The 15,860-nt window shown below is 69.3% G+C and carries 14 protein-coding genes; 8 read left to right on the plus strand and 6 right to left on the minus strand.

Annotated elements, in window-relative coordinates; genetic code table 11:
• The first annotated feature begins 23 nt into the window (after positions 1 to 23).
• Positions 24 to 1,589: a peptidoglycan-binding protein gene (locus Q0309_RS00835; protein WP_299436301.1), complete on the plus strand. Its 1,566-nt coding sequence runs from the start codon at positions 24 to 26 to the stop codon at positions 1,587 to 1,589.
• Positions 1,590 to 1,649: 60 nt separating this feature from the next.
• Here the strand turns inward: Q0309_RS00835 and Q0309_RS00840 are convergent, their stop codons facing one another.
• The gene (locus Q0309_RS00840) at positions 1,650 to 2,078 is read right to left on the minus strand and encodes a MaoC family dehydratase (RefSeq protein WP_299436304.1); all 429 of its coding nucleotides are present in this window, start codon (positions 2,076 to 2,078) and stop codon (positions 1,650 to 1,652) included.
• A gap of 225 nt (positions 2,079 to 2,303) precedes the next feature.
• Between Q0309_RS00840 and Q0309_RS00845 the strand changes: the two genes are divergently transcribed.
• A complete protein-coding gene (locus tag Q0309_RS00845; protein ID WP_299436307.1) occupies positions 2,304 to 2,711 on the plus strand; it encodes a type II toxin-antitoxin system HicB family antitoxin in 408 nt (135 codons plus the stop codon).
• A gap of 13 nt (positions 2,712 to 2,724) precedes the next feature.
• Here the strand turns inward: Q0309_RS00845 and holA are convergent, their stop codons facing one another.
• The 5 genes from holA to Q0309_RS00870 form a co-directional block, all read right to left on the minus strand.
• Positions 2,725 to 3,768: a DNA polymerase III subunit delta gene (gene holA / locus Q0309_RS00850; protein WP_299436310.1), complete on the minus strand. Its 1,044-nt coding sequence runs from the start codon at positions 3,766 to 3,768 to the stop codon at positions 2,725 to 2,727.
• Positions 3,769 to 3,804: 36 nt separating this feature from the next.
• Complete coding sequence (mnmA, locus tag Q0309_RS00855; protein WP_299436313.1) at positions 3,805 to 4,935, minus strand: tRNA 2-thiouridine(34) synthase MnmA; 1,131 nt, start codon at positions 4,933 to 4,935, stop codon at positions 3,805 to 3,807.
• A gap of 1 nt (position 4,936) precedes the next feature.
• The gene (gene tenA, locus Q0309_RS00860; protein WP_299436316.1) at positions 4,937 to 5,647 is read right to left on the minus strand and encodes a thiaminase II; all 711 of its coding nucleotides are present in this window, start codon (positions 5,645 to 5,647) and stop codon (positions 4,937 to 4,939) included.
• A 50-nt stretch (positions 5,648 to 5,697) separates the two neighbouring features.
• Positions 5,698 to 6,027: a ferredoxin family 2Fe-2S iron-sulfur cluster binding protein gene (locus tag Q0309_RS00865; protein WP_299436319.1), complete on the minus strand. Its 330-nt coding sequence runs from the start codon at positions 6,025 to 6,027 to the stop codon at positions 5,698 to 5,700.
• A 126-nt stretch (positions 6,028 to 6,153) separates the two neighbouring features.
• Positions 6,154 to 7,209 carry an AI-2E family transporter gene (locus Q0309_RS00870; protein WP_299436322.1) on the minus strand — a complete coding sequence of 352 codons (1,056 nt, stop codon included), beginning with the start codon at positions 7,207 to 7,209 and terminating at the stop codon, positions 6,154 to 6,156.
• A 424-nt stretch (positions 7,210 to 7,633) separates the two neighbouring features.
• On the opposite strand from Q0309_RS00870, the gene Q0309_RS00875 reads away from it, so the two are divergent.
• The 6 genes from Q0309_RS00875 to Q0309_RS00900 all read left to right on the plus strand — a co-directional run bounded on the left by Q0309_RS00875 (position 7,634) and on the right by Q0309_RS00900 (position 15,801).
• Positions 7,634 to 8,674 carry a rod shape-determining protein gene (locus Q0309_RS00875; protein WP_150062989.1) on the plus strand — a complete coding sequence of 347 codons (1,041 nt, stop codon included), beginning with the start codon at positions 7,634 to 7,636 and terminating at the stop codon, positions 8,672 to 8,674.
• A 171-nt stretch (positions 8,675 to 8,845) separates the two neighbouring features.
• Positions 8,846 to 9,712 carry a rod shape-determining protein MreC gene (gene mreC, locus Q0309_RS00880; protein WP_299436340.1) on the plus strand — a complete coding sequence of 289 codons (867 nt, stop codon included), beginning with the start codon at positions 8,846 to 8,848 and terminating at the stop codon, positions 9,710 to 9,712.
• 30 nt (positions 9,713 to 9,742) lie between these two features.
• On the plus strand, positions 9,743 to 10,258 hold the full coding sequence (gene mreD, locus Q0309_RS00885; protein ID WP_299436329.1) for a rod shape-determining protein MreD: 516 nt from the start codon (positions 9,743 to 9,745) through the stop codon (positions 10,256 to 10,258).
• A gap of 70 nt (positions 10,259 to 10,328) precedes the next feature.
• Entirely contained in the window at positions 10,329 to 12,281 is a 1,953-nt protein-coding gene (gene mrdA, locus Q0309_RS00890) for a penicillin-binding protein 2 (protein WP_299436331.1), read from the plus strand.
• The gene (gene rodA, locus Q0309_RS00895; protein ID WP_299436334.1) at positions 12,278 to 13,438 is read left to right on the plus strand and encodes a rod shape-determining protein RodA; all 1,161 of its coding nucleotides are present in this window, start codon (positions 12,278 to 12,280) and stop codon (positions 13,436 to 13,438) included. The genes mrdA and rodA overlap by 4 nt, the downstream gene beginning before the upstream one ends.
• 206 nt (positions 13,439 to 13,644) lie before the next feature.
• Complete coding sequence (locus Q0309_RS00900) at positions 13,645 to 15,801, plus strand: DNA translocase FtsK (RefSeq protein ID WP_299436337.1); 2,157 nt, start codon at positions 13,645 to 13,647, stop codon at positions 15,799 to 15,801.
• The last annotated feature ends 59 nt before the right edge of the window (positions 15,802 to 15,860 follow it).

Below are 15,860 nucleotides of genomic sequence, written 5' to 3' on the forward strand. Positions count from 1 at the left end.
TCGACTGTCAGGAGGCCGTTCTCATGGGCCATGTCTTTCGTCCCTCCCGCGTGCTGCCGGCCCTGTTGGCGTGCGCCACGGCGCTGTCGTGCCCGGTGGTGTCAGCGTCACCGCCGGCCTCCGGCATAGCGGCGGCCGGTGCCGAGGCCGCGCCCGGCCCCCTGCGGCGGGCCGCCTATAGCCGGACCGTCGAGCGTGTGCAGCAAGGGCTCAACGATCTCGGCTATGACGCCGGTCCGGAGGATGGCCTGTACGGCCGCACCACCGCCATCGCCATCCGCCGCTATCAGCGGGATCACGATCTTCGGGTCACCGGCGAGGCCAGCCAAGGCTTGCTGCGCCATATCCGCGACCGCCTGGAGCGGACATCCGGCGCCAGCGACGGCGCCTCCCCGGAGCAGGCGCGCCGCGACGACCCGCGATCCTCGACCCAACAGGCGGCGGAGTCCGGCGACGGCGCCTTGATCATCCCCACACAGACGCAGTTGCGCCGGCTTGGCCACGATGTCCGGCTGAGCGGGACGCTTGACGACGCCACCGCCGAGGCCATTCGCACCTATCAACGCCGCCAGGACCTGTTGGTCACGGGCACCCCGAGCCGTCAGTTGCTCCAGCACATGAAGGACACGCTCGCCGACCGGGACCCGGGCGAGCGCGACATCAGCAGACCGGCCACGGTGACGCGGGTGCAGTCGGCCTTGAACGCGCGGGGCTACGACGCCGGTCCCGAGGACGGCGTGATGGGGCCATCCACCCGGGAGGCGATCCGCACCTATCAGGCCGACGCCGGCCTGCCGATCACCGGGACGGTGTCTCAGGCTCTGCTTCGGCGTCTGGACGCCACGCCGGGCGACGGCGAAGGCGATGATCGCCGGCATGGCGGCGCCGGGGGGTATCCCGACGGCTCCGGTCCCGGTTGGACGACGGTGTTCGCCGACAGCTTCGACGGCGCCGCCGGACTGGGCGCGACCCGCTGGGAGCGTGTCGCCGGGGAGGTCGCCGTGCGTGACGGCGCCCTTGTGACCCGTGTGGCCGCGCCGGCGCCCCAGAACGTGGAGGATCTCGGCCGTGCGGTGCTCACGTCGGTTCTGAGCGAGGCGCTGGGCGTCGCGGTGCCGAACAGCCAACAGGGGGATCACGCCGCCGCCGTGCGCGATGCAAAGATCGGCATGACGTTCCGCGTGGAGGCGACTCTGTCCACCGCCGAGAGCGGGGCAGCCAACGAGGGTCCCCGGGTCCTGAACCTGGGCGTTTATTCAGGCCGGAATGTCGCCTCTGGCCTGCGCCTGCTCTATTCCAGCGACGGCGGCGGGGCATGGCGCTTGCTGCGGAGCACAGGCGACGGCGCCACCACCTTGGCGAGCAGCAGCGGGCCGACCCTGTCGGACGGCGCACGGCATGACATTCGTTGGGAGCGTTCGCCCGACGGCGCCATGACGGTCCGTGTGGACGGCGGCACGGTCATGCGTTCGGGCAGCGACATGCCGGGGACGTCCGGCGGGGGCGGTGCCTTTGACGGGCTGTCGCTGATCAACCGAGGCGGCACCTGGATCCTCCACCAGGCCCGGGTCTCCGATCAACGCGAGTAGCCGGGCGTTGGGGCGGTCGTGACGCGGGCGCCCCGCCGGTCGCACCCCGCCGTCGCGGACTCAGCCCCGCGACGGCACCATCAGGGTCGCCTCGCCGTCGGCCACCACCTTGTCCTTGACCGACGCCGTGGTCTTGAACACCGCGAATTTTTTCGCCGGCACAAGCTCGGTGACCTCGGCACGCACGCGGATGGTGTCGCCGATGCGCACCGGCGCCTTGAAGCGCAAGGTCTGGCTGACGTAGATGCAGCCCGGCCCCGGGAACTTGGTGCCGAACAGGGCGGAGATGATGGCGCCGCTCAACATGCCGTGAGCGATGCGGCCCTTGAACAGGGTACCGGCGGCGTATTCCTCGTCCATGTGGGCCGGGTTGGTATCGCCCGAGACGCCGGCGAACATGAGGATGTCGGCCTCGCTGATGGTCTTGCCCAGGGAGCCGGACTGGCCGACCTCCAGATCCTCGAAATAGGTGTGGACGATACCCTCCATGGCCCGTGCCTCCGGCTGTGACGTTGCGCGCGCCCACGGTAGGGCGCCGACGGAGCGGACGCAAGGCGGGCATGGCCTCCCCGAGTCTGCCCCGGCTAGGTCACACACAAGATGATTGAGAAGCTGACCGGATTGATGCTTCGATAGACGGTCCTCCCGCCGGATCATTCCGGCGGGGCGATCGGTCCAAGGCTTCAACAAACCATGAATCAAAGTTGACTGACCATGAACCGCAACTACCCAGCCTTCGTTTTGCGCGATGGCGGCGATTATACGATCACCTTTCCCGATCTGCCGGGGTGCCTGACCTTCGGTGCCACGGTGGAGGAGGCGTTCGACAACGCCCGCGAGGCCCTGGAGGGGCACCTCGCCGCGATGGCCGAGGACGGGATGCGTCTGCCGGATCCCACACCCCTGGCGGAGGCGCGCCCGGACGACGAGGACGCCGACGCCGTGGTGACGCGCGTTCTGGTGCCGGCCATGGTGCCGGGGCGGACGGTGCGCACCAACATCTCGGTCGACGAAGGCCTGCTGCTGGCCATCGACGCTCATGCGCCGAACCGCTCCGCCTTCTTCGCCGAAGCGGCCCGGAACGAACTCTCCCGCCGTCAGCGGGCACGGCGGGTGGAGTGACGCCGCCCTGGGCTCACCGCCGGTTCGCCGTCCTTTGGCCCGCCCGCGCTCCTTGCGCCAGACGCAGCAGGGCGCGCGCGCACACCACCTCGGGCGGCGGGCCGAAGCCCTTGCAGTCCGCCTCGGCCTCCAGCAGCACGTCGATGGCCTGGCCCAGGCGGGCGCCGCGCCAGCGCTCGACCTGCGCCACCACCCGCCCGCGATGCTTGAAGATCACCGGCGGCTTCAGGCTGCCGACCGCCTGATCGGGCGACTTGCCCTCGGCCACCGCCCCGGCCGCCAGATGCAGGCGCAGGAAATGGCGCGAGACCGCCCGCAGCACGGGGATCGGCCCGGTGCCGGCGCGGAACAGCCGGTCCAGCGCCCGCTGCGCCCGGGCGTCGTCGCCGTCGGCCACTGACAACGCCACGTCGTCGAGCCCCAGGGCCGCCGTGTCGCCGACGCAGGCCACGGCCTCGGCCAGGGTGATCTCGCCGGCCTCACCCTTGTACGTGACCAGCTTGTCGAGTTCGGCCCGGGTCAGCAGGCGGTCGCCGCCCAGGTGGCCCAGCAGCCAGTCCATGGCATCGCGGGCCACCGACATGCCGTGCGGGCGCAGGGTCTCGCGGACGACCTGCTCCAGGGCCATGCCGTCGTCGGCATAGCAGGCCAGGGCGGCGCCGGTGTCCGCGCCCTCGAACAGGCGCCGCAGGCTGGAGCGCGGCCCCAGGTCGCCGGCCAGCACCAGCACAAGCGCATCGCCGGCGCCCGCCTGCAGCACCGACTCCAGCGCGCCGCTGACGGCGTCGGTGGCGTCCATCAGGCGGACCACGCGCCGGCCGCCCATCAGGGACTGCGCCGCCGCCTCGTCGGCCAGGCGCGCGGGATCGTCCTTCAGCGCGGCGGCACCCAGTTCGGTGACGCGGAAGGGGTCGGTGACATCGCCTGCCACCGTGCGCGTCAGGGCGTCCAGCCGCTCGCGCGCCAGACCCCGGTCCGGGCCATAGACCAGCACGGCCCGCACGGACGGGTCGGGAGAGGCGACGAACGCGGGGGCCTTGGCGGGAGAGATCTTCATGGCGGTCGCGCGCCCCTCAAGCTGTTCCCTGGGCGCCTACCCGCGCTCGATCCAGCCGCCGCCGAGCACGCGGTCACCGTCGTACAGCACGCACGCCTGGCCGGGCGAGACGCCGTCGGCCGGGGCGTCCAGGGTGACGGCCGCGCGACCGTCGTCGCGCGGGGCAATCGTCGCCGGCACCGGGGCGAAGGTGTTGCGGATCTTGACGGTCGCGCGCACGCCGTCCGGCGGCATCGCCGCGCCCGGCCCCAGCCAGTTCACCGCCCGGAGAGTGAAGCGGTCCCGGCCGAGGGCCGCGCGCGGGCCGACCACGACGCGGCGCGACTCCGGCTCCAGCCGCACCACGTACAGCGGCTCGGCCGTGCCGCCGATGCCCAGGCCGCGCCGCTGGCCCACGGTGTAATGGATCACCCCGTCGTGTCGGCCCAGCACGCGGCCGGCCGTGTCGACGATCTCGCCCGGTTCCAAGGCCCCAGGGCGCAGGCGCTCGACCACCCGGGCATAGTCGCCGTCGGGGACGAAACAGATGTCCTGGCTTTCCGGTTTGTCGTGTACCGCCAGCCCGTAGCGGGCGGCCAGCGCCCGGGTGCGCGTCTTGTCCAGGCCGCCCAGGGGGAAGCGCAGCGTCTCCAACTGTTCGCGCGTGGTGGCGAACAGGAAATAGCTCTGGTCCTTGGCGGCGTCGCGGGCACGCCACAGGCCGGGGCCGCCCTCCGTGTCCCGCCAACGGACGTAGTGCCCCGTGGCCAGCACATCGGCCCCCAGGTCACGCGCCGCCGCCAGCAGGTCGCGGAACTTGACCGTCTGGTTGCACAGCACGCAGGGCACGGGTGTCTCGCCCCGCACATAGCTGTCGGCGAAGGGGTCCATCACGTCGCGGCGGAAAGTGCTTTCGTAGTCCACCACGTAGTGCGGGAGGCCCAGCCGGTCGGCGACCCGGCGGGCGTCGTGGATGTCCTGCCCGGCGCAGCAGGTGCGTCCGCCCGGCACCACCTGCCCGTGGTCGGTGAGCTGCATGGTCAGGCCGACGACGTCATAGCCGGCCTCGGCCAGCAGGCCGGCGGTCACCGAACTGTCGACGCCCCCCGACATGGCCACGACCGCGCGCCGGCCGCGCCCGGGGGCGAGGCCGTCCAGGGCGGCGTTGAGATCGGTGTCAGACGGCATGTCATCGCGCAAGAGTTAGTCCCATCTGCCAGAAATCGGCTTCCAGGATGGTGGCCTCGCGGAAGGTGTCGATCAACCCCGGCAGGCGGCCGGGGCCGCCGCGCGTCGCCATCAGGCGGTCCAGGGTCTCGACCGCGTCGCGCGCCACCTGACGGTAGCCGGCCCCGCCGTACTCGCGGATCCAGGCGCCGTAGGGATGATCCTCGCCCGGGTCCACGGTGTCCAGCAGCCGGGCGCCGATCTCGGCGTAGCCGATGACGCACGGCGACAGGGCCACATTCAGGTCCAGCAGGTCGCCGGCCATGCCCCGGTCCAGCACATAGCGCGTGTAGGCCACCGTGGCCCGCGCCTCAGGCAGGGTCTCCAGTTCCTCCGGCGAGATGCCCCAGCCCTGGCAGTACTTCACGTGCAGGCCCATTTCGTCGAGGATGGCCGCCATGCCCTCGCCCATGCGGCGCATGTCCTCCAGCGTCTCACTCTTGTAGACGCCCAGGGCATAGGCCCGCGCGAACTGGATCAGGAACAGGTAGTCCTGGCCCATGTAGTGCCGGAAGCACTCCTGGCGCAGGTCGCCCGTCCCCATCTGGCGCACGAAGTCGTGGTTCACATAGGCATTCCACTCCGCCCGGCACTCGTGGCGCAGCCGGGCGAACAGGGTGTCCGCCTCGGCGATCCCCGGCACGGCCTCGGGGGTGTCCGTCTGATCCGCCATGGATACGGTCTCCTTGAGCATCACAAGGGGATGGGCCGGGGCCGCGCGCCTTACAGCATCGCGTTGCGCGTCTCCGCCGGCAGGCGCACCACCAGGCCGTCCAGCTCCTCGGTCATGATGATCTGGCAGCCCAGCCGCGAGGTGCGGGCCAGGCCGAAGGCCAGATCGAGCATGTCCTCCTCGTCCTCGCTCGGCTCGTTCAGCTTCTTGAACCAGGCGGGATCGACGATGACGTGGCAGGTCGAGCAGGCCAGCGAGCCCTCGCAGGCCCCCTCAAGGTCGATGTCGTGGCGGTGCGCGGCCTCCATCACCGACAGGCCGACCGGCACCTCCACCTCGTGGCGCGTGTCATCCCGGTCGATGAAGACGAGCTTCGGCATGTCCTGGTGTACTCCTGTCTGAGCCGGGGGCGGCGGTGGCGGCCCGGCCGTGGTCGTCCCGGTGGGCATGGATACCGACTGGTCACGGCCCCCGCAAGGGGCGGCCGACGTTCGCATGACGGTCTTTCACCGGTCCTGGATGCGGCCGTCGCTGGACAGCACAATGGCGACCGGCCGCGCGGCCGGGATATAGGACATCACGATCACCAGAATCCCGGTCAGCGGCACGCCAATGAACATGCCCACCACGCCCCAGATGTTGCCCCAGACCACCAGCGACACAATGACCGTCAGCGGGCTGAGGTTCAGCGACCGGCCCATCAGGCGCGGCTCGACCAGGTTGCCGATGGTGATCTGCACGGCGCCGAGGGTTCCGGCCACCACCACCGCCGGCACCGCTGTGTCGAACTGCACCAGCGCCAGCAGGGCCGGGAAGGCCACGCCGAGCAGCGAGCCGATGGTCGGGATGTAGTTCAGCAGGAAGATCACCACGGCCCAGAAGGCCGCGTAGTCCACCCCGACCACGATCAGGACGGCATAGCTGATGGCGCCGGTGGCGATGCTGGTGGCCGTCTTGATCCAGACGTAGGTCTCGATGTCGCGTTCGATGCGGCCCAGGATCGCCCGCGCGCGGGCCTCCTTGCCGGGGTCCGGGAACAGCGCGCGCAGCTTGTCGTCGAAGCGCCGCTGCTCGATCAGCAGGAACAACACGTAGACCAGGATCAACCCGGCCTGTCCCACCAGGCCGGAGACGGCGCTGGCCACGTCCGGCACTAGGTCCTCAATCGGGACCTGGCGCATCAGGTGTTCCAGGTCGATGGCCTGGCCGAGACCCGCCCAGACCGAGAGATCGTGCATGACCGCGTTCAGGGTTTCCTTGTAACGCGGCGCGGCTTCGGTCACCTCGGCGATGTTCTGGCTGGCCATGCGGCCGAACAGGGTCAGCAGCAGCCCGATGACCAGGAAGGACAGGGTCAGCCGCGCCCATCCGGGCAGCGCCGGCCCGACGCGCGGCACGGCGGCGATGCCTTCGTTCAGGGCGTTGATCAGGTGCCAGATGATCAGGGCGATCACCAGCGGCACAAGGACGTCCTTGCCCAGGATCAGGATGCTCCCGACCAAAACCACCGCGCCGAACCACAGAACGCTCGTGATGGACCGTATCAGGCCGCGCGCTTCCATTGCCTAACCCCTTCGTCCAGGCTGGCCCGCCCCATCGGCGAGAGCCGCTCGATCATAGCAACGGCGCCATGCGACGCCAGCTTTGGCCCGCTTTTCGACCAAAATGGCCCTCCATGTGAGAAAATCTCCCCAAGATGTGCGGGAGAGATTGACAAAACGGCCCAAAGCATCCTTGATTTCGTATGCGCTGGAAATTGATCCACCACCGCTTGACCAGCCACCCCTTGTCCCTCCTGCCGGATCGGGGCAGACTCCCTCGCCACGAGTGGACCGGAAAGGCGTGGACAGAGCGCCCCGCCATCGTGCATATCACCGCACGTGGCGAAGGCGGCCCATACCGCCTCTCGGGGCGTGACCGAAGCCCGGCCGGACCGGGGGCGACGCCGCTCCGCCGGAGCGCCAGACGCGGCTTGAGTGAGGACACATGTTTTCCAGGATGACGGGGTGGCTATCCGCCGACATGGCCATCGACTTGGGCACCGCCAACACCCTTGTGTACGTCAAGGGGCGGGGCATCGTCCTGAACGAGCCCTCGGTGGTGGCGATCGCCGAACACAAGGGCCGCAAGCAGGTCCTGGCGGTCGGCGACGAGGCCAAGCAGATGCTCGGCCGCACCCCCGGTAACATCCAGGCCATCCGGCCGCTGCGGGACGGCGTCATCGCCGATTTCGAGGTGGCCGAGGAGATGATCAAGCACTTCATCCGCAAGGTGCACAACCGGCGCAGCTTCGCCAGCCCGATGGTCATCATCTGCGTGCCCTCCGGCTCCACCGCCGTCGAGCGCCGCGCCATCCAGGAAAGCGCCGAGGCCGCTGGCGCGCGCCGCGTCTACCTGATCGAGGAACCCATGGCCGCCGCCATCGGCGCCGGCCTGCCGGTGACCGAGCCCACCGGCTCGATGGTTGTCGACATCGGCGGCGGCACCACCGAGGTGGCGGTGCTGTCGCTGGGCGGCATCGTCTACGCCCGCTCGGTGCGAGTCGGCGGCGACAAGATGGACGAGGCGATCATTGCCTACATCCGCCGCAATCACAATCTGCTGGTGGGCGAGGGCTCGGCCGAGCGCATCAAGAAGGACATCGGCAGCGCCTGCGCGCCCGCCGAGGGTCCCGGTCGGACCATCGAGATCAAGGGCCGGGATCTGATGAACGGCGTGCCCAAGGAACTGGTGATCAGCGAGGCGCAGATCGCCGACAGCCTGGGCGAGCCGGTCGCCGCCATCGTCGAGGCGGTGAAGGTCGCCCTGGAGCACACGGCGCCGGAACTGGCGGCCGATATCGTCGACAAGGGAATCGTGCTGACGGGCGGCGGCGCTCTGCTCAGCAATCTGGATTTCGTACTGCGCATGTCCACCGGCCTGCCGGTCTCGATTGCCGACGACCCGCTGTCGTGTGTCGCGCTGGGCACCGGCCGGGCCCTTGAGGAAATGAAGAAGCTGCGCAATGTTCTGACCACAATGTATTAACCGGCCGTGCCGTACACATGACCGTCCGCCGCCCGGCGCGGCGTTCGTGACAGGGGTCGGGTCGCGCGATCCGCACCCGTTCGGCCGGGCAGGGCCGCGGCCCCGCAATGGGGGGGCGGCGGCGCGGGCGCCCGTTGTAAAGACCGCGTGCCAGGGGCACGACAGCCCGTGATGCAGACGAACGGCCAGATGTCCCGGTTCGGAGCGATGAAGGTGGCCTTGCATCGGCTGGCCTTCGTCGTTCTGGTGGTGGCCGCGTTCGGGCTCATGCTGCTGGGCAAGGCCGATACCCTGCTGGTCTCGCGGGTGGGCACCGCCGTCTCGGATGCCCTGACGCCGGTGCTGGAGGTCATGAGCAAGCCGGCGGCCAGCGTCGGCGCGGTCATGAACAACCTGCGCGAACTGGCCGCCATCCGGGCCGAGAACGCCCGCCTGCGCGAGGAGAACCAGCGCCTGCTGCACTGGCAGACCCTGGCGCGCCGGCTGGAGGCGGAAAACCAACGCCTGCGCGAGCTTGGCAACATGGTGCCGGACCCGACGCCGCGCACCCTCACCGGCCGTGTGGTGGCCGATACCGGCGGCGTGTTCGCCCGCAGCCTGCTGGTGACGGTGGGCTCGCGCCATGGGGCGCGGTCCGGGCAGGTGGTGGTGGCGGGCGAGGGCCTGGTGGGGCGCCTGACCGAGGTGGGCGCGCGCTCCAGCCGGGTGCTGCTGCTGACCGACATCAACTCAAGGGTGTCGGTGGTGATGGAGGAAAGCCGGGCGCGGGCGATCCTGGTCGGCAACAACCGCAACCGGCCGGATCTTGCGTTCCTGAAGTCGCAGACCGGCGTCTCGCCGGGCGACCGCATTGTCACGTCGGGGATCGCGGGGGCGTTTCCGCCCGGCCTGCCGGTGGGCGTGGTGGCGTCGGTGGACGAGGGCCATATCCGGGTGGAGCTGTTCATCGAGGAAAGCCGGCTGGAACTGGTGCGGATCCTGGACTACGGCCTCAATGGCATCGTCGCTGATCCGGGCGCCGGAAATGCGCCCCCGTAAGGGTGAAAGAGACGAGGAAGGCGTGCCCCGATGAGACCCACGCCCTGGCAAAGCCTGATCCAGACGCTGCGCAGCCTGATCCCGTTCGGGTTGTCCGTGGTGTTGCTGCTGATCGCCATCGTGCCGATGACGACGCCGGGGTTCCTGCGAGCCGGGCCGATGGTCACGGTGCTGTGCGTGTACTACTGGGCCGTGCACCGGCCCGACATGATGGGGTATCTGGGCGGATTCTCGTTGGGTGTGCTGGAAGACATCCTGATGAACACGCCGCTGGGGGTCAGTTCGCTGGTGCTGATGCTGGTGCAGGCGGTGGTGCTGACGCAGTACCGGTTCTTTGTCGGCAAGCCGTTCCTGATCACCTGGTGGGCTCTGGCCCTGGTGGCCCTGGGCGCGATCCTGCTGAAGGCGCTGATCATCGCGGTGTTGACCGGCCATGTGACGGCGCCGGGGGCGCTGCTGGCCAGCTATGGCCTGACCCTGCTGTTGTATCCGGTGTTCGCCTGGGTGTTCGCCTGGGCCGACGTTCTGCTCAGCAAGGAGGCGTGACGACGGACCCGGGCCGCGCCACGGCCGTCGGCGGTCGTGCGGACCGCCCGTTGCGACGATGAGGCAGGTCATGCAGAAGGATGGCGATCGATCCAAGGTTTTCGCGCGCCGCGTCGTGCTGTTGGCCGGCGGCAAGGCCTTGCTCGTCTCACTGCTGGGCGCGCGCATGTACTACCTCCAGGTCATGGAGGCCGAGAAGTACCGCACCCTGGCCGACGAGAACCGCATCAACATGCGCCTGATCCCGCCGCCGCGCGGCCGCATCGTTGACCGTTTCGGCGTCCCCCTGGCCGTCAATCGCCAGAACTTCCGCGCCCTGGTGATCGCCGAACGCACGCGTGACCTGAAACAGACCCTGCAGACGTTCGCCGATCTCGTGCCATTGAGCGACTACGACCACCAGAGGGTCCTGAAGGAAAGCAGCCGCCGGCGCAGCTTCGTGCCGGTGACCGTGCGCGAGAACCTGACCTGGGAGCAGATGGCCCTGGTCCAGGTGCACGCCCCGAACCTGCCCGGCGTCATCATCGACGAGGGCCTGACCCGCGACTACCCGTACGCCGATCTGGTGTCGCACATCCTGGGCTATGTCGCCGCCGTGGCCGAAGAGGACATGATCGGCGACGATCCATTGTTGCAGCTGCCCGACTTCCGCATCGGCAAGGCCGGGATCGAGAAGGTCTACGACCTGCCCTTGCGCGGCAAGGCCGGTGCCAGCCAGGTGGAGGTCAACGCCGTCGGCCGCATGATCCGAGAACTGCGCAACGAGGAGGGCGAGCCGGGGCACGAGGTCCAGCTGACCATCGACATGCGGCTGCAGGATTACGCCTCGCGCCGCCTGGGCGAGCAAAGCGCCGCCTGCGTCGTCATGGACGTGCATACCGGCGAGTTGCTGGCGATGGCCTCCATGCCCGCCTACGATCCCAACGCCTTCGCGCGCGGCCTGTCGCAGGCGGAATGGGCGGCGCTGGCCAACGACCCGCGTGCCCCGCTGCGCAACAAGGCCCTGGCCGGACAGTATGCCCCGGGTTCGACGTTCAAGATGGTGGTGGCGTTGGCGGCGCTCGAAAGCGGCATCGTCAACGCCGAGCAGACGGTCTACTGCCCCGGCCACCTGCGGCTGGGCAACCACCGGTTCCACTGCTGGAAACGGGGCGGCCACGGCCACATGAACATGACCTCGGCTCTCGAGCAGTCCTGCGACGTCTATTTCTACGAGGTCTCGCGGCGCATTGGCATCGAGCGCATCGCCGACATGGCGCGCCGCATGGGCCTGGGCGCGCCGCTGGACATCGAACTGCCCGGCGAGGCCCCCGGCCTGATCCCCAGCAAGGCGTGGAAGACGGCCACGCTGGGCCAGCCCTGGGTGCAGGGCGAGACCCTGGTGGCCAGCATCGGCCAGGGCTATGTGTTGGCGACGCCCTTGCAACTGGCCGTGATGACCGCGCGCATCGCCAACAACGGGCTGGCGGTCCGCCCGACCCTGTGCCGCCAGGAGATTCGGGACGGACATTTGGTCGAGCGGCCCACCCCAGCCTTTGAGTCGATCGGTGTGTCCAAGCCATTCATGGGCTTGGTTCAGAACGCCATGTGGCGGGTCGTCAACGGCAATCGCGGCACGGCCCGGGGCTCGGCCATCGACGTCGACGGCCAGACCATGTCCGGCAAGACCGGCACCTCGCAGGTGCGCCGCATCACCATGCAAGAGCGGCAAACCGGGGTGCGCAGCAATGAAGAGCTGCCGTGGAAGTTCCGCGACCACGCGCTGTTCGTCTGCTTCGCGCCGGCCGAGGCGCCGCGTTATGCCATTTCGGTCATCGTCGAACACGCCGGCGGCGGCTCGCGCCATGCCGCGCCCATCGCCCACGACGTCATGCTGGAGGCGCTGCGCCTGGATCCCTCGCGCCGCCGCACGACGCGGGAGGTGGCGGCCATCCGTGACGCGCCGCCGGGCGAAGGGGGCGTCCGGCGGTTGACCGACGCGGAAACGGGGGCCGAGGAGAGCGAGGAGCGGCGTCCACAATGAGCAATGGACTGATGACCGCGCGAATGCGGCGCGGCGAGATGACGTTGGGCGAGAAGCTCTGGCAGGTGAGCTGGTCGTTCGTCCTGCTCATCAGCGCCCTGGCCGGGATCGGCGTGGTCATGCTGTATTCCGCCGCCAACGGCGACATGGACCCGTGGGCGTCCCGCCACATCACGCGCTACGGGGTGGGGCTGGTCCTGCTTCTCGTGGTGGCCCTGATCGATATCCGTCAGTGGATGCGATACGCCTATTGGCTGTACGCGCTGGCCTTCGTGCTCCTTGTGGCGGTGGAGGTCAAGGGCACCATCGGCATGGGCGCGCAGCGTTGGATCGACCTGGGGGTGATCCAACTCCAGCCGTCCGAGTTGATGAAGGTCGCGCTCGTCCTGGCGCTGGCGCGGTTCTTCCATGGCGCCGACCTGTCCGACGTGGGACGGCCGCTGTATTTGGTGATCCCCGTGCTGTTGGTGCTGGCGCCGGTGGCCCTGGTGTTGCGGCAGCCCGACCTGGGGACGGCCCTGATGATGCTGGCCGGCGCCGCCGTGCTGTTCTTCGTCGCCGGGGTGCGGCTGTGGATGTTCGCCCTGGTCGTCGTCGCCGGCCTGTCGGTGATCCCGGTGGCGTGGCAGTTCCTGCACGATTATCAGAAGCAGCGGGTGCTGACGTTCATCAACCCGGAGCGTGACCCGCTGGGCGCCGGGTATCACATCCTGCAGTCCAAGATCGCCCTGGGCTCGGGCGGCCTGACCGGCAAGGGGTTCCTGCAAGGCACGCAAAGCCACCTGAATTTCCTGCCGGAGAAGCAGACGGATTTCATCTTTGTGATGCTCGCCGAGGAGTTCGGAATGCTGGCTGGCATCGGCCTGCTGGTGCTGTATGTGCTGGTGGTGGCCTACGGGCTGGCCATCGCCCTGCGGACGCGCAATCAGTTCGGCCGGCTGGTGTCCATTGGTGTGACCGTCACGTTCTTCCTGTACGTGTTCATCAACATCGCCATGGTGATGGGCCTGATCCCGGTGGTCGGCGTGCCGCTGCCGCTGGTCAGCTACGGCGGCACGGCCATGTTGACGCTGATGCTGGCGTTCGGCCTGCTCATCAGCGCCTGGGTGCACCGCGACGTGCAGATCGGCCGGCGCGGCGCGTACGACGACGGATGAGTGGCGGCCGCGTTGCGTGACACAAAGATATGGTGGACAATACGCGCCGGATCCTACAGCATCTGGATACTGTGTGGAGCCTGAGCACTTCCTGAGCACTGCGGCGAGGTCCCGTGTGACACGCGGGCGCTCGGCGCGGTGCCGTGTCCCGTGGCGCGAACGGCCCGTCGCCTATGGTTGTTGCGGCTCCTGAAAGGATGATGTCGATGCCCCTGACGCCCCCCTCTCCCTCCAACGACATGGCCGAGACGGACGTGTTGACGGCGGACGAGTTCAATCTCTGGTGCGCCCTGAACAACATGCCGTTCCGCATGACCGAGCATGTCTGGCCGGACGGCGCCACAGAGTGGGACGTCGAGGTGCATCCAGGCCAGGAGGCCCAGACCGTGGCCTACGGCACCGGCCAAAGCGACGAGGCGGCGGCGGCGGCCATGGCCTTCGCCTTCGTTGCTGGTGTCGATTGGGCCGACGCCGCCCACCGGGCGGCGCGCGAGGCGCTTGAAGAGGGCGACCCGGACGGCGAGGGCGAGGACGACCGGCCCATGCCGGCCGTGCCGCTGGGGGCCGCGTTCCGGGCGCCCGAGGCCGCGCTCGCCGCGCCGGTGGAGGAAGACGCGGAGTCCGATCTCCCCGACGAGGCCGACACGGCGGACACCGCGCCCGCCGACGCCGAGACGGCGTGGCAGGACGACGCCTGGACGCAGGACGACGTGGAGGACGCCGCCGACGATGAGGCCTGGGAGGCGCCCGACTGGACGGACGACGCAGAGACACCGGAAGACCGCGCGCCCGCCCCGGACGAGGCCCCGCCTGGCTACCGGCCGCCCTCTCTCGACGTGCTGCAGGACCCCGCCGACGATCCCGAACGGGTGCTGGACGAAAAGGCCCTGGCCGACCGGGCGCGGGCGCTGGAAACGGTCCTGCGCAACTTCAAGGTCCGGGGCGAGATCATGCAGGTCCATCAGGGGCCGGTGATCACGCTGTACGAACTGGAGCCGATCCCCGGCACCAAGTCCTCGACCGTCATTAACCTGGCCGACGACATCGCCCGCTCCATGAGCGCGGTCACCGCGCGCATCGCCGTGGTGCCGGGGCGCAGCGTCATCGGTATCGAACTGCCCAACGACAGCCGCGAGACGGTCTACCTGAAGGGTATCCTGACCGCGCCCGCCTTCGCCGACACGGCGGCCAAGCTGCCGCTGGCCCTGGGCAAGGGCATCGACGGCAACCCGTTCGTGGTCGACCTGTCGCGGATGCCGCACCTGCTGATCGCCGGCACCACGGGGTCGGGCAAGTCGGTGGGCATCAACGCCATGATCCTGTCGTTGTTGTCGCGCATGTCGCCGGAGCGCTGCCGCCTCATCATGGTCGATCCGAAGATGCTGGAGCTGTCGGTCTACGACGGCATTCCGCACCTGCTGACCCCGGTCGTGACCGATCCCAACAAGGCGGTGATGGCGTTGAAGTGGGCGGTGCGCGAGATGGAAAGCCGCTATCGCGCCATGTCGGCCGTGGGCGTGCGCAACATCGAGGGCTTTAACCAAAGGATGCGCGAGGCGCAGGCCAACGGCGAGGTGATCACCCGGCCGGTCCAAGTGGGCTATGACCGACAGGCCAAGGAGCCGATCATCGAGGAACGGCCCATGGACCTGAAGACCCTGCCCTACATCGTCGTCGTGGTCGACGAGATGGCCGACCTGATGCTGGTGGCCGGCAAGGAAATCGAGGCCGTCATCCAGCGCCTGGCGCAGATGGCGCGGGCCGCCGGCATCCACCTGATCATGGCCACCCAGCGCCCCTCGGTGGATGTCATCACCGGCACCATCAAGGCCAACTTCCCCACCCGCATCAGCTTCCAGGTGACCAGCAAGATCGACAGCCGCACCATCCTGGGCGAGGCGGGGGCCGAGCAGCTCGTCGGCCAGGGCGACATGCTGTACATGACCGCCGGCGGGCGCATCACCCGCGTGCACGGCGCCTTCGTCTCCGACCGCGAGGTCGAGGCGTTGGTGTCGCAGCTCAAGGACCAGGGCGAGCCGGAATACGTCCACTCCATCATCGAGGAGGACGAGGACGGCGCCCCGGTGGTCGACGACACCGGTCCGGCCGGTGGTGATACCGACGGCGGCTTCGGCGAGAGCTCGGGCGATCACCTGTACGACCAGGCCGTGGCCCTGGTGCTGCGCGAGAACAAGGTCTCGGTCAGCTTCATCCAGCGCTGCCTGCAGATCGGCTACAACCGCTCCGCCCGCATTGTCGAGCGCATGGAGAGCGAGGGCCTGATCAGCCCCGCCAACCACGTCGGCAAGCGCGAAATCCTGGCGCGCGGGCGGATGGGGGGTGATCCGGGCGGGGACTATTGAGGCCGCAGGGGAATCGGGTGAACGGGTCATGCCGTGACGACGCTTGCGAGGTAGTCGTC

Origin of the sequence: uncultured Rhodospira sp. (assembly GCF_937138205.1) — a bacterium.
Classification (GTDB): domain Bacteria; phylum Pseudomonadota; class Alphaproteobacteria; order Rhodospirillales; family Rhodospirillaceae; genus Rhodospira.